Here is a 23,908-nt window from a genome sequence, read left to right as displayed (position 1 = left end):
CTCACGTCATATACCAATTGCGGTAATGCCGCCAGGAAAGAGACTTCCGCGCACTGGTCGACCAAGAACTTGCGCGATGCTTCCGCGCACGTGCAGCGAGTCGTACCGCTACGCCAGTTCCCGGACGAAGCACACCCGGTCCTGGCCGAGCCCGTCGTAATCGCCCTGCACCGGCAGCCCGTCGACCTCGTGGTCACCGGGAACGAGGGAAAACCCCATCCGGCGGTGGAAACCGACCGAGCCGGTGTTGACCGGCGAGGTGACGCACTTGACCGTCGTGCAACCGGCCTGCCGCGCGATGTCGAAGAAAGCCTCGTAGAGACGCCGCGCCACACCACCGCGACGCCGCGCGGGATCGACTCCGACGAAGTGGACGTAGGCCTGCTCCGGGTGGTCCTGGGACACGAAACCCACCAGGAATCCCAGGAATCCGCCGTCGCGCTCGATCACGAAGCTCGTGCCCGCGAAGTGCTGCAGGAACAGCCTGGGCACCAGCATGGACAGTTCACGCGCGGCCTGCGGACTGCGCGAGTCCGACCACCAGGTGCCGATGGCCTCGACGATCCGCGCGTGATCGTCCTCTTCAGCCCGTCGAATTCGGTCCACCACAAAGCCAGCCTACGTCGGACGCGGCACCGCTCGCCATCGTCCATCCACAGTGGACTATCAGTTCTCGTAGAAGACGTGCTCCACGACCGTGCGCGCGTGCCGGGTCACCCGCAGGTAGTCGTCGACGACCTCACCGGTGTCGACCCCCGCCGGATATCCCAGCGCGGCGGCCACCGCGACCAGCTCGCGGGTCTGCTTGGGAAGCTGGTCCCCGGACTTGCCCCGCACCAGCATCACCGCGTTGCGGGCGCGCATCGCCAGCGTCCACGCCTCGGTCAGCTCGTCGGCCTGCTCCTGCTCCAGGAGACCCAGCCGCGCCGCGGCGGCCAGTCCGTCGACGGTCGAGGTGGTCCGCAGTTCCTCGTGCTCGTGACCGAAGCGCAGTTGCAGCAACTGCAACGTCCACTCGACGTCGGCCAGGCCGCCGCGCCCGAGCTTGGTGTGCGTCGCCGGGTCCGCGCCCCTGGGCAGCCGCTCGGAGTCGACCCGCGCCTTGATCCGGCGGATCTCGCGGATCTTCACCTCGTCGAGGCCGCCTTCCGGGTAGCGCATCGGGTCGATGGCGCGGCAGAAGCGCTCGCCCAGGTCCAGGTCGCCCGCGACCGGACGCGCCCGCAGCAGCGCCTGTGCCTCCCACACCTCGGACCACCGCCGGTAGTAGTTCAGGTAGGAGTCCAGCGTCCGGACCACCGGCCCCCGCTTGCCTTCCGGACGCAGGTCGATGTCGACCTCCAGCGGCGGGTCCTGGCTCGGAGAGCCCAGCAGCCGCCGCACCTGCTCCACGACCGCGGTGGAGAACTTGACCGCGGTGGTGTCGTCGGCGTCGTCGACCGGCTCGCACACGAACAGCACGTCGGCGTCGGAGCCGTAACCCAGCTCCGCCCCGCCGAGCCTGCCCATGCCGATGACGGCGATGCGCGCCGGCACCGAATCCCACTCCTGCCGGGCACCCACCGAACGCACCGAGACGTCCAGCGCCGCCTCCAGCACGGCCACCCACACGCTCGACAGCGCCCGGAACACCGACGTCGGCTCCATCAGCCCCAGCAGGTCCGCGCACGCGATGCGCAGCAGCTCGTGACGCCGCAGCGAACGCGCGGCGGCCACCGCCCGCTCCGGCTCCGAGTACCGCCCGACCGCGCTGCGCAACGACTGCGCGACCTCGCCGGGATCCCGCTCCGCGAGAGCCGGTGTGTCCGACAGTAGCCGCAGCACCTCCGGCGCGCGCACCAGCAGTTCCGGCACCAGCTTGGACATCCCGAGCAGCAGCGCCAGCCGCTCCGCGACCACGCCCTCGTCCCGCAGCAGCCGCAGGTACCAGGGCGTTTCGGCCAGCGCCTCCGATACCTTCCGGTAGGCCAGCAGCCCGCCGTCGGGGTCCGGGGTGTTGGCCAGCAGGTCCAGCAGCATCGGCAGCAGCGCGCCCTGGATGCTCGCCCGACGCGACATCCCCGACGTCAGGGCCTCTATGTGCCGCAGCGCCCCCTCCGGCGAGGAGTAGCCGAGCGCCGCCAGCCGCTCCACCGCGGCACCGGTGGTCAGCCGCAGCGCCTCCGTCGGCACCTTGGCCACCGCCTCCAGCAGCGGCCGGTAGAACAGCTTCTCGTGCAGCCGCCGGACCCGGTTGCTGTGCCTGCGGAACTCCGCGACCAGCACCGAGCCCGCGCTGCTCCGGCCGCTGGAGCGCAGCCCGGCCGACCGCGCCAGGAAGTGCAGCTCCTCGGCCTCTTCGGTCGCGGGGAAAAGGTGGGTGCGACGCAGCCTGCGCAGCTGCAACCGGTGCTCCAGGCCCCGCAGGAAGCGGTAGGAGTCCATGAGGTCGGCGGCATCGGACCGCGCCACGTACCCGCCCTCGCCCAGGGCGCGCAGTGCGTCCACGGTGGTCGGGGTGCGCAGCGTGTCGTCGCCGCGTCCGTGCACCATCTGCAGCAGTTGCACGGCGAACTCAACGTCGCGCAGTCCGCCGCGCCCCAGCTTCAGCTCCCGGTCCGAGAGCTCAGCCGGCACGTGGTCCTCGACCCTGCGCCGCATCGACTGCACGTCGGAGACGAACCCCTCGCGCTCCGACGCCGTCCACACCAGCGGCTGGACGGCCTCCAGGTACCGCTGCCCCAGATCGACGTCGCCCGCCACCGGGCGGGCCTTGAGCAGCGCCTGGAACTCCCACGTGCGGGCCCAACGGCGGTAGTAGTTCAGGTGGCCGTCGAGCGTGCGCACCAGCGCGCCCGCCTTGCCCTCGGGCCGCAGCGCGGCGTCGACCTCGAAGAACGAGGCGCCTGCGATGCGCATCATCATGCTCGCCAGCCGCGTGGCCCCCGCGACGTCCTTCTCGTCGTCGGCGACGAAGACGACGTCGACGTCGCTGACGTAGTTCAGCTCGTGGCCGCCGCACTTGCCCATGGCGATCACCGCCAGCCGCGCCGGCTCCTCGGTCAGGTCGACACCGGTGTGCGCGAGCTCGGCCACCGCCACCGACAGCGCTGCCCGCAGCGCGGCAACCGCCACGTCCGACAGCAGCGCGGCGATGTCCTCGTAGGCCATCGCCGGCAGCTCCGGCTCCACCACGCTCGCCAGGTCGGCCGCGGCGACGTCGAGCAGCAGCGCTCGGTAGGCGGCGCGCAACGCGCTCACCGCGTCCTGGCCGCGCAGGCCCGCCACCGGACCGTCCGCCGTGCCCGGCGGACCGCTGCCGTCCCCGGCTTCGACCGCTTCCAGCAGCACAGCGGTGTACTCGTCGAGCGACTTGAGCGGCGAGCCGTCGTCCGAACGCAACCGCCGCCAGTGGTCGGGGCGGGCCACCAGGTGGTCCACCAACGCCCTCGAGGCCCCGAGGACTCCGACCAGCCGTCCGCGCAGCCCGAAGTCGGTGGTGAGGTCCTCGGAGAGCTCGTCCCACTCGTCGCCCACGGCTTCGCGCAGGCGGTCGACAGAGTGCAGCGCGAGTTCGGGGTCAGCCGCCCTCGACAGGGCAGCCAGTACCGGCTCGGCGGCGCTGGTCGGGCCCGAGTCCGTCCACCATCCGGCGGCGCGCAGTTGCCCTTCCGCACGTGCCGCGTCGCTGAACCCGTAGCGGGCAGGCGAGGGCACCGAGCCTGAACGAGCCGAACCGCTGTTGGCCATGGGTCGAACCGTAGTCCTACCCGACCCCGTCGCCGAAGCGACCCGACGACGTGATCACGGACGTGATCACACCAGCGGGAGGTGCCTGCTCACGGGACGGTCCGCGGGCGGGGTGGCGGCCAGCTCGACGAAGCGCTCGGCGACCGGCCGCCACGTCTCCGCCAGGTCTTCGTGGAAGGCGTCGAGGTAGTCGGGCTCCAGCTGCCCCGGCCGCACGACCTCGGCGATCTCGGGCATGCTGCGCTCCCACTCGAGCACGACCTCGGTGGTGGTCTCGATGTGGAACTGCAGCCCGTACGCGTAGTCGCCGACCCGGAAGATCTGGTTCTCGCACTTCGGCGACGAAGCCAGCAGCCGCGCCGAAGGCGGCAGCGGGCTCACCTCGTCACCGTGGAACTGGAACACGTCGGGCGTCAGCGGCAGCGGACCGACCAGCGGATCCTCCATCGCGACGTCCCGCTTCGCGACGAGCAGCGTGCCGGCCTCCGGCCCCTTGCGCGCCGCCCGCACCTGACCTCCGGTGGCCGCGGCCAGCAGATGGGCGCCGAGGCAGATGGCCAGCACCGGCAGCTTCTCCGCCACGGCCCGGCTGAGCAGCCGCCGAACATCGGCCAGCCACGGATGGTCGGCATCGTCGTAGGCGCTCATCTCCCCACCCAGAACGACGAGCGCATCGAAACCGGTCAGTTCGTCGGGCACCCCCTGCTCGGCAGGCACGACCACCTCGAGCTGCGCTCCCGCACCGGTGAGCCAGTCCCCCAACGTCCCCACCGGATCGAGCGCCGACGGCTGCACCACGAGAATCCGAACACCACCCATGGCCCGGAGCCTACGCGCTCCCCCACCACCCCCGACCAGGCCACATCACCAACCGCGAAGCACCACCAGCACACCGCACGCCCTCGTACGACCGGCCCGCCGGCTCCCGCCCACAACCACCCCTGCACACCAGCACCAACCAAAAACGCGGCTGCCACTCGGGCAACCCCCACCCCACACCGTGCAGCACACACAAAAAAGGCTCTCCGCACTGATGTGTGGGTGGGTTTGCCCAGGTAGTAGAGGGGCACGTCGTTGCTGGGTCTAGGTTTCTGAGCTGTTGAGGAACAGAAACTGGATAGACGGAGAACGACGTGCCCGGTGTCAGGGTATGGGGTCGGCTGCTGGGTGTGCACGCAGCGGTGGTCGAGACGGTGGGGTTCGATGAGGCCGAGCAGGTCGTGGTGGTCGGGGTGCGGGTTCGGCGGCGGGATCGTGACCGGTGCGGGGTGTGCTCGCGGCGGTGCCCGCGCTATGACGCTGGCCGGGGACGGCGGCGGTGGCGTGCCCTGGATCTGGGAACCGTGCGGGCGTTCGTGGAGGCCGATGCGCCGCGGGTGCGATGTCACGAGCATGGTGTCGTGGTGGCCGCGGTGCCCTGGGCCCGGCATGGCGCCGGGCACACCCGCGCCTTCGATGACACCGTGACGTGGCTGGCGACCACCACGTCGAGGACGACGGTCCGGCAGCTGATGCGGATCGCCTGGCCGACCGTCGGTTCGATCATCAGCCGGGTTCGGGCCGATATCGACGCCCAGGTAGATCGGCTGGCGGGGTTGCGTCGGATCGGGATCGACGAGATCAGCTACAAGAAGAACCATCGCTACCTCACCGTGGTGGTGGATCACGACACTGGCCGGCTGGTGTGGGCAGCGGCGGGTAACGACAAACCCACGCTGGCCACCTTCTTTGATGCGCTCGGACCCGATCGGTGTGCGCAGATCACCCATGTGTCCGCGGACGCGGCCGCATGGATCGCCCGCACCGTGCAGCAGTACTGCCCGGACGCGATCCGCTGCGCTGACCCGTTTCACGTCGTCAAGTGGGCCACCGACGCGCTGGATGCGGTGCGGCGTCAGGCTTGGAACACCGCGCGCCGTCAACCCGGTGGCAGCAGCAGGGACCGGCGCGGCCGGCGGGCGTCGGCCGGGGCCGCGCAAGGTATGAAACGGGCGCGGTGGGGAGCCTGTCAAGTGGTTTGTGTATAGGACTTTGGGTGGGTCAGTTGAGGTAGGGGTCGAGGCGGTCGGGGAAGTGCAGGGCGAGTGCGCCGAGGGCTTGTTTCCAGCCGTGGACGGTGGCGCCTTCGACCAGGCGTGCGGGGGCGTTGCGCTGGTGGGTGGGTAGTCCGCGTTGTTTGTCGCGTTGTCGGGCGCGTTTGTCTTCGATGTCGCGGATGGCCAGCCACAACAGCTTGATCACCGCGTCGTCGGAGGGGAAGTGCCCGCGGTTTTTGATGATCTTGCGGAGTTGGTAGTTCAGTGACTCGATCGAGTTCGTGGTGTAGATGATCTTGCGGACTTCGGGCGGGAACTCCAGGAACGGGATGAACCGTTCCCACGCGTTTTCCCAGGTCCGCACGGCGGCCGGATACTTGCGGCCGAGGTCGGACTCGGCGAACTCCAGCAGGGCGGTCTCGGCGGCCTGGGCGGTGGGCGCGGTGTAGATCGGTTTCAACGCCGCAGCGACCTTCTTGCGGTCCTGATACGAGACGAACCGCATCGCCGCCCGGATCAGATGCACCGTGCAGGTCTGCACCGTCGAGGACGGCCAGGTCGCCTCGATCGCCTCCGGCAACCCGGGCAGGCCGTCGCAGCAGACGATCAGGACGTCTTTGACGCCGCGGTTGCGCAGCTCGGCACACACCCCGGCCCAGAACTTCGCCCCTTCGGAGGCCTGGATCCAGATCCCGAGGACGTGTTTGACGCCGTCGAGATCGACACCGACGGCGATGTGGGCGGAGCGGTTGCGGACCTGGTGGCCGTCACGCACCTTCACCACCAGGGCATCCAGGTAGATGATCGGGTAGATCTCTTCCAGCGGCCTCGACTGCCAGGCCGTGACCTCCTCGAGCACCGTGTCGGTGATCTTGGAGATCGTCTCGTGGGAGAGCTCGGTGCCGTAGGTGCGCTGCAGGTGGTGCTGGATGTCGCGGACGGTCATCCCGCCCGCGTACAGCGAGATGATGATCTCGTCCAGGCCGCCGGCCCGCCGCGACCCCTTGGGCACCAGCCGCGGCTCGAACGAGCCCGCCCGGTCGCGGGGCACCTCCAGATCGACCTCGCCGACCTCGGTCGAGATCGTCTTACCGCTGGCACCGTTGCGGGAGTTCGGGCTGCCCCGCCCGGCCGGATCCCCCTTGTCATACCCGAGGTGATCGGCCATCTCGGTCTGCAAACCCCGCTCGAGCACGGCTTTGACCAGCTCGGGCAAAAACCCGCCCTGCCCGGTCAACGCCAGCCCGCCCCGGTCGACGGTGTCCATCACCCCATCGAGCAGGCCTGCCTCGATCATCTCATTGACCGCGTCCCGCGCTGACGAGGGCTGTGCGGCCGTCCCGAACGGATGTCCTTCCTGCTGCTGCGAATCACGCGTGCCCATCGGTGCGTACTCCATCAACTATCGGATCTTGTACACAACCCACCTGACACGCCCCGCGGTGGGCGTTGTGGAAGAACCCTGAAAACCTCACCGATCACCAGCGTCACAAGCTTGCCTGGATCGCCAAGACCGACCCCCGCCTCTACCGCGCCTACCTGCTCAAAGAAGGACTCCGACACGTCTTCGCGGTCGGCGGCCAGGCCGGCAAAGAAGCCTTGCAGCGGTGGCTGTCCTGGGCTACACGCTGCCGGATACCCGAGTTCGTCAAGCTCGCGCGCACCATCCGATTCGAGCTCGCCACCATCCACTCGAGTCTTGACCACGGCCTGTCCAACGCGCTGATCGAATCGACCAACACCAAGATCCGACTACTGACCCGATTGGCCTTCGGATTCAAACACCCACACGCCCTCATCTTCCTCGCACTCCTGGCTCTCGGCGGCTACCGCCCCGAACTACCAGACCGCATCCACACATAGATCAACAGAGCCAAAAAAAAGGGGGCTGCCCGTCCCGGGCAACCCCCACACACGCTCACACACACAACAAAGAGGGGGGAAGATCCACCCGTTCCAGGTGAATCCTCCCCCCCACCACACAGCCACAAGCCCCAAAACAGAATGGTGGGGCCACCCGAAGTCGGGTGACCCCACCATCATCAGTTGATTGTCGGCGGTGTCCTACTCTCCCACACCCTGTCGAGTGCAGTACCATCGGCGCTGGCAGGCTTAGCTTCCGGGTTCGGAAAGGGACCGGGCGTTTCCCCACCGCTATCGCCACCGACAAACCCCACCCCACCACCACCGTGGCAGGAAACCTCAAGGGTCCATCACAAACCATTCAATTATATGCCACAACAACCAACCTGGTTGTTGTTTCAGACACCGTATAGTGGATGCGCAGCAATCTTTGTGAACAAGTCCTCGGCCTATTAGTACCCGTCCACTCCATCCATTACTGGACTTCCATGTCGAGCCTATCAACCCAATCATCTCTTGGGGGCCTTAACCCACAAAGGGGAGGGAGACCTCATCTAGGAACAGGCTTCCCGCTTAGATGCTTTCAGCGGTTATCCCTTCCGAACATAGCCAACCAGCCATGCCCCTGGCGGGACAACTGGCACACCAGAGGTCCGTCCGTCCCGGTCCTCTCGTACTAGGGACAGCCTTCCGCAAGTCTCCTACGCGCGCGGCGGATAGGGACCGAACTGTCTCACGACGTTCTAAACCCAGCTCGCGTGCCGCTTTAATGGGCGAACAGCCCAACCCTTGGGACCAACTCCAGCCCCAGGATGCGACGAGCCGACATCGAGGTGCCAAACCATGCCGTCGATATGGACTCTTGGGCAAGATCAGCCTGTTATCCCCGGGGTACCTTTTATCCGTTGAGCGACACCGCTTCCACCAGCCAGTGCCGGATCACTAGTCCCTGCTTTCGCACCTGCTCGACCCGTCAGTCTCACAGTCAAGCTCCCTTATACACTTACACTCAACACCTGATTGCCAACCAGGCTGAGGGAACCTTTGGGCGCCTCCGTTACCCTTTAGGAGGCAACCGCCCCAGTTAAACTACCCACCAGGCACTGTCCCTGAACCCGATCAGGGCCCGAGGTTGAGATGCCCAGAACGACCAGAGTGGTATTTCAACAACGACTCCACACCCACTAGCGTGAGCGCTTCCCAGTCTCCCACCTATCCTACACAAGCCGAACCAAACACCAATACCAAGCTATAGTAAAGGTCCCGGGGTCTTTCCGTCCTGCCGCGCGAAACGAGCATCTTTACTCGTACTGCAATTTCACCGGGCCTGTGGTCGAGACAGCGGAGAAGTCGTTACGCCATTCGTGCAGGTCGGAACTTACCCGACAAGGAATTTCGCTACCTTAGGATGGTTATAGTTACCACCGCCGTTTACTGGCGCTTAAATTCTCCGCTTCACCCCACAAGGAGGCTAACGGGTCCTCTTAACGTTCCAGCACCGGGCAGGCGTCAGTCCGTATACATCGTCTTACGACTTCGCACGGACCTGTGTTTTTAATAAACAGTCGCTTCTCCCTGGCCTCTGCGGCCACCACCAGCTCCCACCGCACGGGCGTTCACCAGCAGTGGCCCCCCTTCTCCCGAAGTTACGGGGGCATTTTGCCGAATTCCTTAACCACAGTTCACCCGACCGCCTCGGTATACTCTACCTGACCACCTGTGTCGGTTTCGGGTACGGGCCATGCACACACTCGCTAGAGGCTTTTCTCGGCAGCATGGGATCACTCACTTCACCACCACGGCTACGCATCACCCCTCACCCCAATGGTGCGCGGATTTACCTACACACCGGGCTACAGGCTTACACCAGTACTACCACTCACTGGCAGAGCTACCCTCCTGCGTCACCCCATCACTTGACTACCGCGGAATCAGGTCCCATGCACCAACTACGCTCGTCCGAAGACTCACACAGCCAGCGGATGGTTAGTCTCAACCGTTTCACCATGGACGCATGCGCACGGGTACGGGAATATCAACCCGTTATCCATCGACTACGCCTGTCGGCCTCGCCTTAGGCCCCGACTCACCCTGGGCGGACGAACCTGCCCCAGGAACCCTTAGTCATCCGGCGGCAGAGATTCTCACTCTGCACTCGCTACTCATGCCTGCATTCTCACTCCCACACACTCCACACCAACCTTACGGCGGCACTTCACAGCATGCAGGACGCTCCCCTACCCAACACGACCTCAATCGCATTGACACGGCTTCGGCGGTGTACTTCAGCCCCGCTACATTGTCGGCGCAGGACCACTTGACCAGTGAGCTATTACGCACTCTTTCAAGGATGGCTGCTTCTAAGCCAACCTCCTGGTTGTCTCAGCGATCCCACATCCTTTCCCACTAAGCACACACTTAGGGGCCTTAGCCGGTGTTCTGGGCTGTTTCCCTCTCGACGACGAAGCTTCTCCCCCGCCGTCTCACTGCCACGCTTCACCCAAGGCGTATTCGGAGTTTGGCTGACGTCAGTAACCTGATAGGGCCCATCAGCCAACCAGTGCTCTACCCCACCCGGGAAACACGCAACGCTGCACCTAAATGCATTTCGGGGAGAACCAGCTATCACGGAGTTTGATTGGCCTTTCACCCCTACCCACAACTCATCCCCCAGGTTTTCAACCCTGGTGGGTTCGGGCCTCCACACGGTCTTACCCGCGCTTCACCCTGGCCATGGGTAGATCACCCCGCTTCGGGTCTGCACCACGCGACTCAAACGCCCTCTTCAGACTCGCTTTCGCTCCGACTACCCCACACACGGGTTAACCTCGCCACGCAGCAGCAACTCGCAGGCTCATTCTTCAAAAGGCACGCCATCACCCAAAGGCTCTGACGGATTGTAGGCACACGGTTTCAGGAACTCTTTCACTCCCCTCCCGGGGTACTTTTCACCATTCCCTCACGGTACTATCCGCTATCGGTCACCAGGAAGTATTTAGGCTTAGCGAGTGGTCCCGCCAGATTCACAGCGCCCTCCACGGAAACGCTGCTACTCGGGAACACCACCACACGCGGCATATCGGTTTTCGCCTACGGGACTCTCACCCACTCCGGCCAGGCATCCCAACCTGTTCAACTAACCAACACACACACGCTGAAGAGTCAGCAGCCTCCTCCAGCAGCGCCCCACAACACCGCACACGCAACCCCTGCCAGGTATCCCACATGCACGGTTTAGCCTCCTCCGCTTTCGCTCGCCACTACTCACGGAATCACCAGTGTTTTCTCTTCCTACGGGTACTAAGATGTTTCACTTCCCCGCGTTCCCCCCAACACCCTATACATTCAGATGCTGGTAACCCGACATCACTCGGGCTGGGTTTCCCCATTCGGACATCCTCGGATCACAGCTCGGTTGACAACTCCCCGAGGCATATCGCAGCCTCCCACGTCCTTCATCGGCTCCTGGTGCCAAGGCATCCACCATGTGCCCTTTCAAACTTGGCCACAAAGATGCTCGCATCCACTATACAGTTCTCAAACAACAACCAGACGAGCCCACACACAGTGTGTTCCCTCAGGACCCAACAACGTGCCAAACGATCTTCAAGCCTTGAACAACAAGACCAACGGTCAGCGTTTCCACTAATCCTCCGAGCACCCACAGCGCAAGAACACTCGCCTTGCCCACCATGGACACCCCACCAACAGACAACTGTCGATGGACGTGATGCTGCTCCTTAGAAAGGAGGTGATCCAGCCGCACCTTCCGGTACGGCTACCTTGTTACGACTTCGTCCCAATCGCCAGTCCCACCTTCGACCACTCCCCCCCAAAGGGTTGGGCCATGGGCTTCGGGTGTTACCGACTTTCATGACGTGACGGGCGGTGTGTACAAGGCCCGGGAACGTATTCACCGCAGCAATGCTGATCTGCGATTACTAGCGACTCCGACTTCACGGGGTCGAGTTGCAGACCCCGATCCGAACTGAGACCAGCTTTAAGGGATTCGCTCCACCTCACGGCATCGCAACCCTCTGTACCGGCCATTGTAGCATGTGTGAAGCCCTGGACATAAGGGGCATGATGACTTGACGTCATCCCCACCTTCCTCCGAGTTGACCCCGGCAGTCTCCCGCGAGTCCCCACCATTACGTGCTGGCAACACAGGACAAGGGTTGCGCTCGTTGCGGGACTTAACCCAACATCTCACGACACGAGCTGACGACAGCCATGCACCACCTGTACACCAACCACAAGGGAAACCCCATCTCTGAGGCAGTCTAGTGCATGTCAAACCCAGGTAAGGTTCTTCGCGTTGCATCGAATTAATCCACATGCTCCGCCGCTTGTGCGGGCCCCCGTCAATTCCTTTGAGTTTTAGCCTTGCGGCCGTACTCCCCAGGCGGGGCGCTTAATGCGTTAGCTACGGCACAGGAACCGTGGAAACAGTCCCCACACCTAGCGCCCAACGTTTACGGCGTGGACTACCAGGGTATCTAATCCTGTTCGCTCCCCACGCTTTCGCTCCTCAGCGTCAGTATCGGCCCAGAGACCCGCCTTCGCCACCGGTGTTCCTCCTGATATCTGCGCATTTCACCGCTACACCAGGAATTCCAGTCTCCCCTACCGAACTCAAGTCTGCCCGTATCGACCGCAAGCTGAAGGTTAAGCCTCCAGTTTTCACGAACGACGCGACAAACCGCCTACGAGCTCTTTACGCCCAATAAATCCGGACAACGCTCGCACCCTACGTATTACCGCGGCTGCTGGCACGTAGTTAGCCGGTGCTTCTTCTACACCTACCGTCACCCGAAGGCTTCGTCGATGTCGAAAGAGGTTTACAACCCGAAGGCCGTCATCCCCCACGCGGCGTTGCTGCGTCAGGCTTTCGCCCATTGCGCAAGATTCCCCACTGCTGCCTCCCGTAGGAGTCTGGGCCGTGTCTCAGTCCCAGTGTGGCCGGTCACCCTCTCAGGCCGGCTACCCGTCGTCGCCTTGGTAGGCCATCACCCCACCAACAAGCTGATAGGCCGCGGGCTCATCCTGCACCGCCGGAACTTTCCACACACAGACCATGCGGCCATGTGTCCTATCCGGTATTAGACCCAGTTTCCCGGGCTTATCCCAGAGTGCAGGGCAGATTACCCACGTGTTACTCACCCGTTCGCCACTCATCCACACCCGAAGATGCTTCAGCGTTCGACTTGCATGTGTTAAGCACGCCGCCAGCGTTCGTCCTGAGCCAGGATCAAACTCTCCAACAATGACTGTCGAAAACAATCCCAGCAGACACTCAAACAACCCCACAGGGTCGGAGCGCCATACTCAAAGAAACCACCAAACCCCACAAACAACCAGACAAAACGCCGGTCATCCACGAGATTCAGGGGCATAAAATCTACACTAACCTAAATCATCGGCACGCTGTTGAGTTCTCAAAGAACACACCCACACCATCACCCCGACCCCAATTTCAGGCCGCGAAGCTCCGGGGAGCATTTCCTCTCGCTTGTGTCCACCACTCTAGCAGACCCGATTTTCGCCGTTTTCAGGGGGGTCACTTCCGCGTTCCCCGCTCAAACCCGGCCTAAACCTTCGAGCTACTGCATTGAGTTGTGAACGCACCAGGCTGGTTGTCCCTATCCTGGTGACCGCAATACTTTACCTGGTTCGCTTCGCGGGGTCAAGCCCCGCGCGCCCCAAGGTGGTGTGCGCTCCGTTCAGCCTACCAGGCCTCTCGGGCGCTCCCACGGCCACCGTCCCCGCCAGGCTCCTGCGTCCTGTTCCGTCCGGCTGTCGTGCGGCGAAGAGAAAGTTACGCACACTCTCCGTGAATGTCAAATCGCCTGGTCAGCCCATTGACACCACTTCCGCCGGCGGACCACCGACCGACCGGGCTCAGCGGCCCTTGGGGCGCAGCCAGAGCTTCACGGTGCTCGTCGAGGCCGCCGCCTCGATGGCTTCCAGCAGCTCAGCGGCCGGAACCGGCTGCGTGCGGCCGACCGGGACCAGCTCGTAGCCCCAGGTCCCGAACTCCCGCAGCGCCGCCGCCGGGTCGTCACCCAGTCGTCCGATCGCCGCCGGTGTGAACGAGCACACGATCGACGGCCGGTCGCGGCGCAGCAGCCGCACGAGACCGCCGAGCGCGCGGTGCACGCTGCCGCCGACGTCGACGTGGACGACGGAAAGCCGCATGTCGCTCAGCTGCGCGTGGTTCTCCAGCTCCTTGTCGAGGCGGACGCCGCGGACCTTCTCGGCCGGCTGCTCGGCCTCGTCGACCGGCCGGATGGACATGCCGCCCGCCAGCGCCGGTTCGGACGCGAGCTCGCACGCTCCGTCCCAGGCCGCGCCGTCCACGACAACGAGCCGGTTGCCCCACGCCGACGGCACGTTGACCTCGATGTTGTGCCTGAGCAGCTCCTGGCTGCGCCGGCACGGCTCGACCGCGACGACCGCGCCGCTGTTGCCCAGCCTGCTGAGCACGCGCACGGACTGGTAGCCGACGTAGGCGCCGACGTCGACGAAGATCCCGTCCGGTTCGAGCAGCGAGTCGATCAGTGCCGAGGTGTCGGCGTCCCAGGTGGCGTGCGAGGACAGCCACGGCAGCATCAGGCTGTCGTCGGCGGGCAGCCGCAGCAGGCCGGCGTCGCACAGCACAGGTGCGGTGGTGCCGTCGCCTCCGCCGGTGTTGCGCTCGTGCTCGCGCAGCAGGATGCGCTCCAGCACGTCGGTGCGTTGCAGCGCGTGCGCGGCGTCGTGGGAGGCGGTCTTGACCGCCGCCGAGGCGGCCGAGTCGGCGTGCTTGCGCTCGAGGGCGTCGATGCGGTCGAGGGTCCGCTCGACGGCGCTGGTCAGGCTGTCGATGCGCTGGGCGAGGACGTCGCTGGACTCACCGCTGCCCTGGTTCTCCTCCAGCCCGCGCAGCCGCCGGTGCTGGTCGGCCAGGTCGGCCCGGGCGCGGACCATGCCGTCGTCGGTCCCCATGAGCTGGGCGTCGAGCTGGTCCTGGCGCTGGTTGATGCGGGTGAGCTCGGAGCGCAGCGAGTCGATGTCGAGGTCGCCGTCGGCGTCGTACTGGCGGCGCAAAAGCTCTGCCGCGGTCTGCTCGACGCCGTCGACGAGCGAGCGCATGACGTCGCGGATGTGCTCGTCGTAGTGGCTCAGCACCTTGAGCACCGCCTTGCGCAGGGCGGGCGCCATCGAGTTGCGGCTGCCGACCCCGACGTCCGGTGCGCGGTGCAGCGCGTGGCGCGCGACGAGCAGCGGGCGCAGCGGGTCGTCGAACTGGCCATGCCGGTCCTGCGCCCACTTGGTGCGCCAGTTGCGGTACGCGTGCTCCACGCGGTCGCGCAGGCGCTCCCCCGCGTGGGTGGCGTTGTGCCGTTCCAGCAGGTGCTCGCGGGCGCGCAGCCCGAATTCGGCGATCTCTTCCGGGGCTGCGGCCGCCTCGCGCAGCACCTCCGCTGCGGCGTCGACGTCGGGCTCCCCCGCGCCCTGGCACGGGACGAGCCTGGCGCCTTCCTGGCCGAGCAGTTCGGCGACCGCGCCATGGTCGCCCGCGATGACCGGTACGCCGTGCGCGGCGACCTCGAGCAGGCGCAGCGCGTGCCGGTCACCGCTCTCGGCGCGGTGCAGCGACGCCACGCAGTCGGAGGCGGCAAGGAGCGCGCCTCGGTCCAGGTCCTCCTCGACGAGCATCACCCGCGGGTCGCCGGCGGTGGCCAGGCGCAGGCGTTCGGCCGACTCCGGGTGCCTGCTCGCCGAGTCCACGCCGATCAGCAGGCGGACGTCCTCCTGCTCGGGGAACGCCGCGAGGAAGGCGCTGACCAGGCCGAGCACGTTGTCCTGGCGTTCCTCGGAGTGGTCGGCGAACGCACCGATGACGAACTCGTCGGAGAGCCCGTGGCGGGCGCGGGCGCCCTTGCGACCGGGCAGTCCGACCCGGCCGGGGTCGGGCAGCGGCAGCGCGATCACCCGGGCCGTGCGCCCGCCGTTGCGGCGCGCGTCGGCGCGGGCGGTCTCCGACGGCACCCAGACCTCGGCGACCTCGTCGGGCAGCTCCGAGGTCGCGTCGGGCCGGACGTCGATGACGTGGCGGCCCGACGGGACCGGGATGCCCGGCTCGCAGCGCAGCACGACCGGGTAGTACGGGGTGTCGGCGGAGGGCAGGCCCGAGGTGGCGACCGCGGCGCGCACCAGCTCGGCGAGCCTGCCGGAGCCCAGGACCGCGACGCCGAGCTGGTCGACCAGCGCGGCACGGCCACGGTCGGTCCGCCGGTGCACCGCCGCCGCGGGCACCCGGCCGCTGGCCACGCCGACGCCGACGCACCACTCGCGGAACGCTTCGGCGTCGGCGCCGAAGGGGTCGGGGTAGTCACGCCGCAACACCGGGTCGCTCTTCCAGACCGCCGTGGTCCAGCGGGAGGCCCCGGCCGCCTCCTGGTCGTCGTCGGCCGGGGCGTAGGCCCAGTCGAGGAAGGCGGTCGGCGGGTCCGCTTCACCGGGCTGGAACGGGCTGGGCGGCTCCTCGCCGCGCACCCACGCGGCCCGGTACTCCTCGCGCAGCGCCTGCGGCAGGACGATTCCGTCGGGCAGGGCGTCGAACGGGTGCGGTTGCTCCCGGGTGTAGCCGGCCGCGACCAGGGCGTTGCGGTATCCCGCGCACAGCCCGGCCAGCACCGGGTTCTCCGAGAGCAGCACGCGCGGGCGGTCGGCGTAGTCGGCCGAGAGCAGCCACGGCCGCTGCGGCTGGAAACCGTCGAAGTGCACGCTGCGCAGCTCGTGCCCGTCCACCTTGTGCAGGCCGTCGTCGGTGGCGGTCAGCTCGCGCTGGGCGGCGTTCCAGACCGACAGGCCGACGCCCGGATCGCGCACGACCTTGTGGTCCACCAGCGCGGGCGCGCTGTCGAGGAACGAGCCGGAGGCCGAGGGGTCGGCCTGCACCTGGTCGGCCCAGGTGGCCAGCAGGCCCTCCGCGCCGGGGCGGACGGCGAACACGCTCGGGTCGAACGTCCCGGAGCCGGCGAGGTCGGCGGGGCTCGGGCGCAGCCCGTCGAGGTGCAACGGGCGCAGCACCCTGGGCACCAGCGCGACCGGACGGTCCCGGGTCAGGGGCTCCAGCAGGTCGTCGAAGGCGCCGAAGACCTGCACGGTCGGCTCGAAGTACAGCACCGTCGAGCCGGACTCGAGCAGGTGCGCCAGCAGCCGGGGACGCAGCACGGCGCGCAGCTGCTCGGCGGTGCAGGCGACCGCCAGCCTGGCGAAGTCGGCGGCCCGGACACCGATGTCGGCCGGGGACACCACGTCCCGCTCGTCGGTACCGGGGTGGTCCACCAGCAGCAGCACGAACTCCGAGCCGGGGTGGCGCCGCAGGAAGGAGTCCCGCAGCACGCGGGCGGCCGGGAGCTGACCGTGGCAGGCGACCGTGCAGGCGACCAGCGTCCCGGACGCCAGGTCGTCCTCCTCGGGGACCTCCGAGGGCCATTCCGGCTCGGCGAAGGTCTCGGCCTGCTGCTCCAGCACGCCGGACTGAAGGGAGGACTCGGGGCTGCGGCCGCCGGAGGCGACGGGATCGGGGTGCGCCTGCGAATCAGTCACGCGCCGAACCTATCGCCCCGGCGGCCCTGCAGGTACCCGCAGGCCCCATGCGTCACATCCGCCCTGGCCAGTGCCCGGACGCCTACAGCATCGGCATGAGGGTGCGCAGCTCGTAGGGCGTGACGTGGCTGCGGTAGGCGTCCCACTCGTTTCGCTTGTTGCGCAGGAAGAAGTCGAAGACGTGCTCGCCGAGGGTCTCGGCGACCAGGTCCGACGACTCCATCTCGTCCAGCGCCTCGTTGAGGTTCTGCGGCAGGTTCGCGTACCCGGCGGCCTTGCGCTCGCTGTCGGTCAGCGACCACACGTCGTCCTCGGTGGCCGGGGCCAGCTCGTAGCCCTTCTGCACGCCCTGCAGGCCGGCGGCGAGGATCGTCGCGTAGGCGAGGTAGGGGTTGCAGGCCGAGTCGAGGCTGCGCACCTCCACCCGCCGCGACGACGACTTGCCCGGCGAGTACATCGGGACCCGCACCAGCGCGGAGCGGTTGGCGTGCCCCCAGCACACCGCCGTCGGGGCCTCACCGCCGACGACCAGCCGCTTGTAGGAGTTGACCCACTGGTTGGTGACGGCGCTGATCTCGCGGGCGTGCTTGAGGATCCCCGCCACGAACGCGCGCCCGATCTCGGACAGCTCGAAGGGGTCCTCGGGGTGGTAGAAGGCGTTGCGGTCGCCCTCGAAGAGGCTGAAGTGGGTGTGCATGCCCGAGCCGGGCTGCGCGCTGAAGGGCTTCGGCATGAACGACGCCCGCACGCCCTGGGTCAGCGCGACCTCCTTGACGACGTAGCGGAACGTCATCACGTTGTCGGCCATGGTCAGCGCGTCGGCGTAGCGCAGGTCGATCTCCTGCTGGCCGGGGGCGCCCTCGTGGTGGCTGAACTCCACCGAGATGCCCATCGCCTCCAGCGTCTCGATGGCGTTGCGCCGGAAGTGCGGGGCCGCGTCGTGGCTGGCCTGGTCGAAGTAGCCGCCGGAGTCGGCCGCGGTCGGCTCGGTGCCGTCCGTCGGCAGGTCCTTGAGCAGGAAGAACTCGATCTCCGGGTGCACGTAGCAGGTGAAGCCGGCCTCGGTGGCCTTCGACAGCGTGCGGCGCAGCACGTGCCGGGGGTCGGCCCAGCACGGGGAGCCGTCGGGCATCGCGATGTCGCAGAACATGCGGGCCGAGTAGTGCTCGCCGTCGGGCGTCTCCCACGGCAGCACCTGGAAGGTGGCCGGGTCGGGCTTGGCGACCATGTCCGATTCGTAGATCCGGGAGAAACCCTCGATCGCCGAGCCGTCGAACCCGATGCCCTCGGCGAAGGCGCCCTCGAGCTCGGCGGGCGAGATCGCCACCGACTTGAGGATGCCCAGGACGTCGGTGAACCACAGCCGCACGAAGCGGATGTCACGTTCCTCCAGGGTGCGGAGCACGAACTCCTGCTGGCGGTTCATGCCCGCAGCCTAAATGCTGCGGTCGGCGCGGACCGAACCACGCGGTCCGGGACGCCCGGCTTCAGAAGCCGACGGCGGCGACCATGAGCGGCAGCAACAGCGCTATGAGCACCGCGCCCGCGATGTCGAAGACGATGCCGGAGCGGATCATCCGCGTGATGGGGACCGCTCCGGAGCCGTAGACGATGGCGTTCTGCGGGGTCGACACCGGCAGCATGAAGCCGAACGACGCGGCGAAGGTCGCCGCGAGGGCGGGCACGAACGGGCTGATCCCGGCCGCGGCCGCGATCGGGATGATGATCGGCACGACGACCGAGGCCGACGCGGTGTTGGACGTGGTCTCCGAGACCAGCACGGCCAGCGCGATCGCGAACAACGTGATGCCCACCGCGCTGACGAGCCCGAGGGTCCCTGCGACACCGATGCCGATCGTCTGGGCGAGGCGGGTCTCGGCCAGCATGGAGCCGAAGATGATGCCGGTGCCGAACAGCAGCACCGTTCCCCAGTCGATCCGGCTGGCTTCGGTCCAGGTGAGGGTGAACCGGCGCTTGGGCCAGTCGGTCGGCAGCACGAACAGCAGCGCAGCACCGAGCACGGCGACGATGCCCTCGTCGAGGCGTTCGCTGACGGCGTCGTAGGCCGCGGAGTCGTTGCCCGCGACCAGAGCGACGATGCCGGGGGTCACCCACAGCGCGACCGTGATCGTGAAAGCGACCAGGGTGTTCTTCTCCGCCCGGGACAGCCTGCCGAGCTTGACCCGCTCCCCCGCCACGTACTCCTCGACCCCGGAGAGCTTCTTGATCTCCGGGCGGTTGAGCAGCAGGAGCAGCACGGCCAGCACGAGGAACATGGCCAGGCACACCGGGATGGCCATCACCATCCACTGCAGGAACGAGATCCGCTGCCCGGTGGTCTCCTCGATCAGGGCCCGGCCGATGAGGTTCGGCGGCGAGCCGATCGGGGTCAGCAGCCCGCCGACGCTGGCGCCGTAGGCGAGCATCAGCATCAGCGCGACGCCGACGCGCAACCGCAGCGGGTCGAACGGCGCGCCCTCGGGAGTCTCGCGCCGGACCAGCTCGGCGATCACGGCGAGGATGCCGACGGCGGTGGGCAGCAGCATCGCGACGGTCGCGGTGTTCGAGACCACCGACGACAGCAGGCACGTGATGACGCCGAACGCCACGATGACCCGCGCGGCGCTGCGTCCCACGCCGGGCAGCGACAGCAGCGCGAAGGCGAACCGCCGCGCCAGACCGTGCCGCAGCATCGCCTGGGCGAGGATGAACGCGCCGATGAAGGTGAAGACCGTCGACGAGCCGAAGGGCGCGAGCACGTCGTCGGGCGGCATCACGCCGAGCATCACGATCGCGGCCACGCCGATCAGCCCGCCCACCGGGATCGGCACCGGCTCGCACACCCACAGCACGACGACGCCGAGCAGCACGGCGGCGAGCCGGTGCTGCGGCACGTCCAGGCCGGTCGGCAGGAGCAGGAAGACGATCGTGACCAGCGGCGCCAGGACGAACCCGACCGTGCGGCGAGCGCGTTCGAAGCGTTCCTCCGCCGGGGACAGCACCTGCTCGCCGAGTCCGCGGTAAGTGCCGCCGGACAGGAGCACGGAGGTCACGCTCTGCTCGGCGCGGGGGCGGCCCGTCTCGTCGGAGTTGCCCATGCCAACCGAGAATAGTCGTTTGTGATTCACATCACTAGGTGCTTCGGGGTGCCGTTGCACCGACGCCGGACGGTCCCGTTCGGGAGCCGTCCGGCGTCGTCGTACGCGCTCACTTCGTGCAGCGGGTTCCTTCAGCGGGGAGCTGGAGGTCGACCAGGTAGCGGGTCGTCGCGTCGTCGACGCAGGAAACGCCCTGCAGGAACACCGTGTGCTGGGTGCCCTCGTAGGTCAGCAGGCCCGCGTGCAGCGCCGAGGCCAGCTCCACCCCGGCCTGGTACGGCGTGGCCGGGTCGCCGGTGGTGGAGATGACCAGCGTCCGCGGCAGGCCGTCGACCTGCGGCTGCGCCGACTCGCCGGTGACCGGCACCGGCCAGAACGAGCAGACGTCGCGGGCCCCGCTTGCCCCGCGGCCGTCGTCGAGGAACGGGGCCGCCTCGCGGTAGCGCCGGTCCGCTTCCGCAGTGGCGGCCTGGTCGGTGGTGCGCTCGTCGTCGACGCAGTGCACCGCGTCGAAGGCGTCCATGGTGCTGGCGTAGGTCCCGTCGGGGTTGCGGCCGTAGTAGTTGTCGGCCAGCGCCATGAGCACGTTGCCGCGTCCCTGCCGCAGCTCGACCAGAGCGGTGTTGAGCTGCTCCCACAGCGACGACGTGTAGAGGGCCTGGATCGTGGCCATCGTGGCGTCGGAGTAGGAGAGCTCGCGGCCGGGGCCGGCCGCGAGGGGATCGTCCACCAGCGGCCTGGTCAGGTCCTGGTAGGACTTGACCGCCTTCGCCGGGTCGGCCCCCACCGCGCAGTTCTGCTGCTGCGCGCACCACGCGGCGAAGTCGTTGAACGCCTTCTGGAAACCCGCGCCTTGGGCGACCAGCGACTCGGTGGCGTTCTGCGTCGGGTCGATGGCGCCGTCGAGCACCATCGCGCGGACGTTGCGCGGGAAATCCTCGGCGTACTCCGAGCCGATCCGGGTGCCGTAGGAGTAGCCGAGGTAGGTCAGCTTCTCGTCGCCGAGGGCCGAGCGCAGCACGTCCATGTCCTTGACGACGTCGCGTGTGCCGACGTTGGCCAGCATCTGGTTCCCGGTGCGCTCGCCGCACCGCGAGGCGTAGACCTGGGACTCCCGCTCGCTCTCGGCGGTGCCCGCCGCCGAGGTGTCGGCGTCGGAGTCAAGCCGCTCGGCGTCGCGCTCCTGGCCGGTCAGGCAGCGCACCACCGGCTCGGACGCGCCGATGCCGCGCGGGTCGAAGCCGACCAGGTCGAAGCGCTGCCCGAGCTCGGTGCCCGTGATCGACGACGCCAGCGACGCCGCGGTGCTCATGCCGGACGCGCCCGGCCCGCCCGGATTCATGACCAGCGAGCCGATGCGCTGCGACGGGTCGCTCGCGGGTTTGCGCAGCAGTCCGAGGGTGATCGTGGCGCCCTGCGGGGCGGCGTAGTCCATCGGCACTTCGAGCCGGGCGCACTCGATGGTGCTGTCCTGGTAGGTCGCACGGTCGCTGCTGGTCCGGGCGTAGTCGGCGCAGGGCCCCCACGAGAGGGTCTGGCCGTAGTAGCGCTCCAACCCGGGCGGGACCGGACCGACCGGCCCCTTGCGTTCGGTGTGCGGCTGCAACGGTGCCGAGTCGGGTTGCGTCGGACTGCACGCGACGACTCCGCCCAGCAAGACGAGTGCCCCGATCACGGTCAGTAGGCGTGTCACCAGTGGATCGTTACATGCCGGACGCCGCGGCATGAACACGGGCGGCGCTACGACATGCGCACGGGCGGCGGCACCGAGCCCGTCGACGTGCGCGAAGATGGGGTCATGCCGCAGTTGCGCATCGCTCTCGCACAGGTCAACGCCAGCGTCGGCGACATCGCCGGCAACAGCTCGATGGTCCTGGACTGGACCCGCGAAGCCGTCCAGCAGGGCGCCCACCTGGTGGCGTTCCCGGAGACGGTACTGGCGGGCTACCCGGTCGAGGACCTCGCGCTGCGCAAGTCCTTCGCCGCGGCCAACCGCGCCGAGGTGGAGTCGCTGGCGCAGCGCCTCCAGCAGGCCGGTTGCGGCGACGCCCTGGTCGTGGTCGGCCACCTCGACCGCGACGACGAGGGCGTCCGCAACTCCGCGTCGCTGCTCTACGACGGCCGGGTGGTGGCGACCTACGACAAGCACCACCTGCCCAACTACGGCGTCTTCGACGAGGCCCGCTACTTCGCGCCCGGTTTCGACCTGCCGATCGTGCGGCTGCACGGGCTCGACGTGGGCGTGGTCATCTGCGAGGACATCTGGCAGAACGGCGGGCCGGTCTCGGCGCTCGGCGAGGTCGGCGTGGACCTGGTTGTCTGCATCAACAGCTCGCCCTACGAGCGCGCCAAGGACGACCAGCGCACGCCGCTGGTGGCCGGGCGGGCCGCCGAGGCCGGGGCGCCGATGGCCTACGTCAACATGGTCGGCGGGCAGGACGAGCTGGTCTTCGACGGCGACTCGATGGTGGTCGGCACCGACGGGCAGGTGCTGGCGCGGGCGCCGCAGTTCACCGAGCACCTCCTGGTCCTGGACATGGACCTGACCGCGGGCGGCCACACCGCGACGACGGTCCCCGAGCCGGAGGTGCCCGCCGAGGGCGGGATGCAGTTCGTGCCCGCCTCCCGGTTCCTCCGGCCCGCCTTCGACATCACCCGCACGGTGCTGCAGGCCGACCCGCTGCCGGGCTACGAGCCGCTGCCCGCCCAGCCGCTGCCCGAGCCGCTGTCCGACGAGGCCGAGGTGTGGGCCGCGCTGGTCACCGGGCTGCGCGACTACGTGCAGAAGAACGGGTTCCGTTCGGTGACGTTCGGCTTCTCCGGCGGCATCGACTCGGCGGTGTGCGCGGCGCTGTGCGCCGACGCGATCGGCGCGGACTCGCTGTACGGGGTCTCGATGCCGTCGCACTACTCCTCCGAGCACTCCCGCTCCGACGCCGCCGACCTGGCCCGCAGGCTCGGCTGCCACTTCGACGTGCAGCCGATCGGCGACATGGTGGACGTGTTCGTGAGCCGGCTGGAGCTGAGCGGACTGGCCGAGGAGAACGTCCAGGCACGCTGCCGGGGCGTCACGCTGATGGCGCTGTCCAACCAGCACGGGCACCTGGTGCTGGCGCCCGGCAACAAGACCGAGCTGGCCGTCGGCTACTCGACGATCTACGGCGACGCGGTCGGCGGGTTCGCGCCGATCAAGGACGTGCCCAAGACGCTGGTGTGGAAGCTGGCCCAGTGGCGCAACGCCGAGGCCGAGAAGCGCGGCGAGGTGCCGCCGATCCCGGAGAACTCGATCAGCAAGCCCCCGTCGGCGGAGCTGCGCCCGGACCAGGTCGACACCGACTCGCTGCCGCCGTACGAGATCCTCGACGTGGTGCTCGACGGCTACGTCGAGGGCGACCGCGGCTACGCCGACCTGGTCGGCGAGGGCTTCGACGCCGCGCTGGTCGAGCGGATCATCCAGCTGGTGGACCGCGCCGAGTACAAGCGCAGGCAGTACCCGCCGGGCACCAAGATCACCCTCAAGGCCTTCGGCCGGGACCGGCGGCTGCCGGTGACCAACCGCTGGCGCGAAGTACGTCCGTAGCG

At 67.7% G+C, this 23,908-nt stretch carries 9 protein-coding genes, 3 rRNA genes and 2 pseudogenes; 3 read left to right on the top strand and 11 right to left on the bottom strand.

The window, feature by feature from the left end:
* Nucleotides 1-108: 108 nt before the first annotated feature.
* The 3 genes from SACE_RS07975 to SACE_RS07965 all read right to left on the bottom strand — a co-directional run bounded on the left by SACE_RS07975 (nt 109) and on the right by SACE_RS07965 (nt 4,548).
* A complete protein-coding gene (locus SACE_RS07975) occupies nt 109-606 on the bottom strand; it encodes a GNAT family N-acetyltransferase (RefSeq protein ID WP_011873414.1) in 498 nt (165 codons plus the stop codon).
* A gap of 60 nt (nt 607-666) precedes the next feature.
* A complete protein-coding gene (locus SACE_RS07970; protein WP_009943943.1) occupies nt 667-3,729 on the bottom strand; it encodes a bifunctional [glutamine synthetase] adenylyltransferase/[glutamine synthetase]-adenylyl-L-tyrosine phosphorylase in 3,063 nt (1,020 codons plus the stop codon).
* Nucleotides 3,730-3,795: 66 nt separating this feature from the next.
* Complete coding sequence (locus tag SACE_RS07965) at nt 3,796-4,548, bottom strand: type 1 glutamine amidotransferase (protein ID WP_011873413.1); 753 nt, start codon at nt 4,546-4,548, stop codon at nt 3,796-3,798.
* A gap of 314 nt (nt 4,549-4,862) precedes the next feature.
* Here SACE_RS07965 and SACE_RS07960 point away from each other — a divergent pair.
* A pseudogene (locus SACE_RS07960) lies at nt 4,863-5,729 on the top strand (transposase); the annotation flags it as partial.
* A gap of 40 nt (nt 5,730-5,769) precedes the next feature.
* Here SACE_RS07960 and SACE_RS07955 read toward each other — a convergent pair.
* Nucleotides 5,770-7,149 (bottom strand): IS256-like element ISSer2 family transposase, encoded by a 1,380-nt coding sequence (locus tag SACE_RS07955; RefSeq protein ID WP_011873411.1) that lies wholly within the window; start codon nt 7,147-7,149, stop codon nt 5,770-5,772.
* Nucleotides 7,150-7,205: 56 nt separating this feature from the next.
* Here SACE_RS07955 and SACE_RS07950 point away from each other — a divergent pair.
* Nucleotides 7,206-7,628 (top strand): annotated as a pseudogene (locus tag SACE_RS07950) (transposase); the annotation flags it as partial.
* Nucleotides 7,629-7,816: 188 nt separating this feature from the next.
* Here the strand turns inward: SACE_RS07950 and rrf are convergent.
* The 7 genes from rrf to SACE_RS07915 form a co-directional block, all read right to left on the bottom strand.
* A 5S ribosomal RNA gene (gene rrf / locus SACE_RS07945) occupies nt 7,817-7,933 on the bottom strand.
* 127 nt (nt 7,934-8,060) lie between these two features.
* Nucleotides 8,061-11,135 (bottom strand): 23S ribosomal RNA (locus tag SACE_RS07940).
* 237 nt (nt 11,136-11,372) lie between these two features.
* Nucleotides 11,373-12,895: ribosomal RNA gene (locus SACE_RS07935) — 16S ribosomal RNA — on the bottom strand.
* The 16S, 23S and 5S rRNA genes sit together here, the layout of an rRNA operon.
* A 634-nt stretch (nt 12,896-13,529) precedes the next feature.
* A complete protein-coding gene (locus SACE_RS07930) occupies nt 13,530-17,228 on the bottom strand; it encodes an FkbM family methyltransferase (protein ID WP_009950155.1) in 3,699 nt (1,232 codons plus the stop codon).
* 82 nt (nt 17,229-17,310) lie between these two features.
* The gene (gene glnA, locus SACE_RS07925) at nt 17,311-18,654 is read right to left on the bottom strand and encodes a type I glutamate--ammonia ligase (protein ID WP_009950156.1); all 1,344 of its coding nucleotides are present in this window, start codon (nt 18,652-18,654) and stop codon (nt 17,311-17,313) included.
* Between the two features lie 61 nt (nt 18,655-18,715).
* Nucleotides 18,716-20,326 (bottom strand): SLC13 family permease, encoded by a 1,611-nt coding sequence (locus tag SACE_RS07920; protein WP_009950157.1) that lies wholly within the window; start codon nt 20,324-20,326, stop codon nt 18,716-18,718.
* Nucleotides 20,327-20,435: 109 nt separating this feature from the next.
* Entirely contained in the window at nt 20,436-22,019 is a 1,584-nt protein-coding gene (locus SACE_RS07915) for an alpha/beta hydrolase (protein WP_009950158.1), read from the bottom strand.
* A 105-nt stretch (nt 22,020-22,124) separates the two neighbouring features.
* On the opposite strand from SACE_RS07915, the gene SACE_RS07910 reads away from it, so the two are divergent.
* The gene (locus tag SACE_RS07910; protein WP_029622058.1) at nt 22,125-23,906 is read left to right on the top strand and encodes an NAD+ synthase; all 1,782 of its coding nucleotides are present in this window, start codon (nt 22,125-22,127) and stop codon (nt 23,904-23,906) included.
* Nucleotides 23,907-23,908 lie beyond the last annotated feature (2 nt).

It is taken from the genome of Saccharopolyspora erythraea NRRL 2338 (assembly GCF_000062885.1).
GTDB classification, from domain to species: domain Bacteria; phylum Actinomycetota; class Actinomycetes; order Mycobacteriales; family Pseudonocardiaceae; genus Saccharopolyspora_D; species Saccharopolyspora_D erythraea.
Note: the sequence above shows the minus strand (reverse complement) of the source record. Positions and strands in the feature narration are given on the sequence as shown.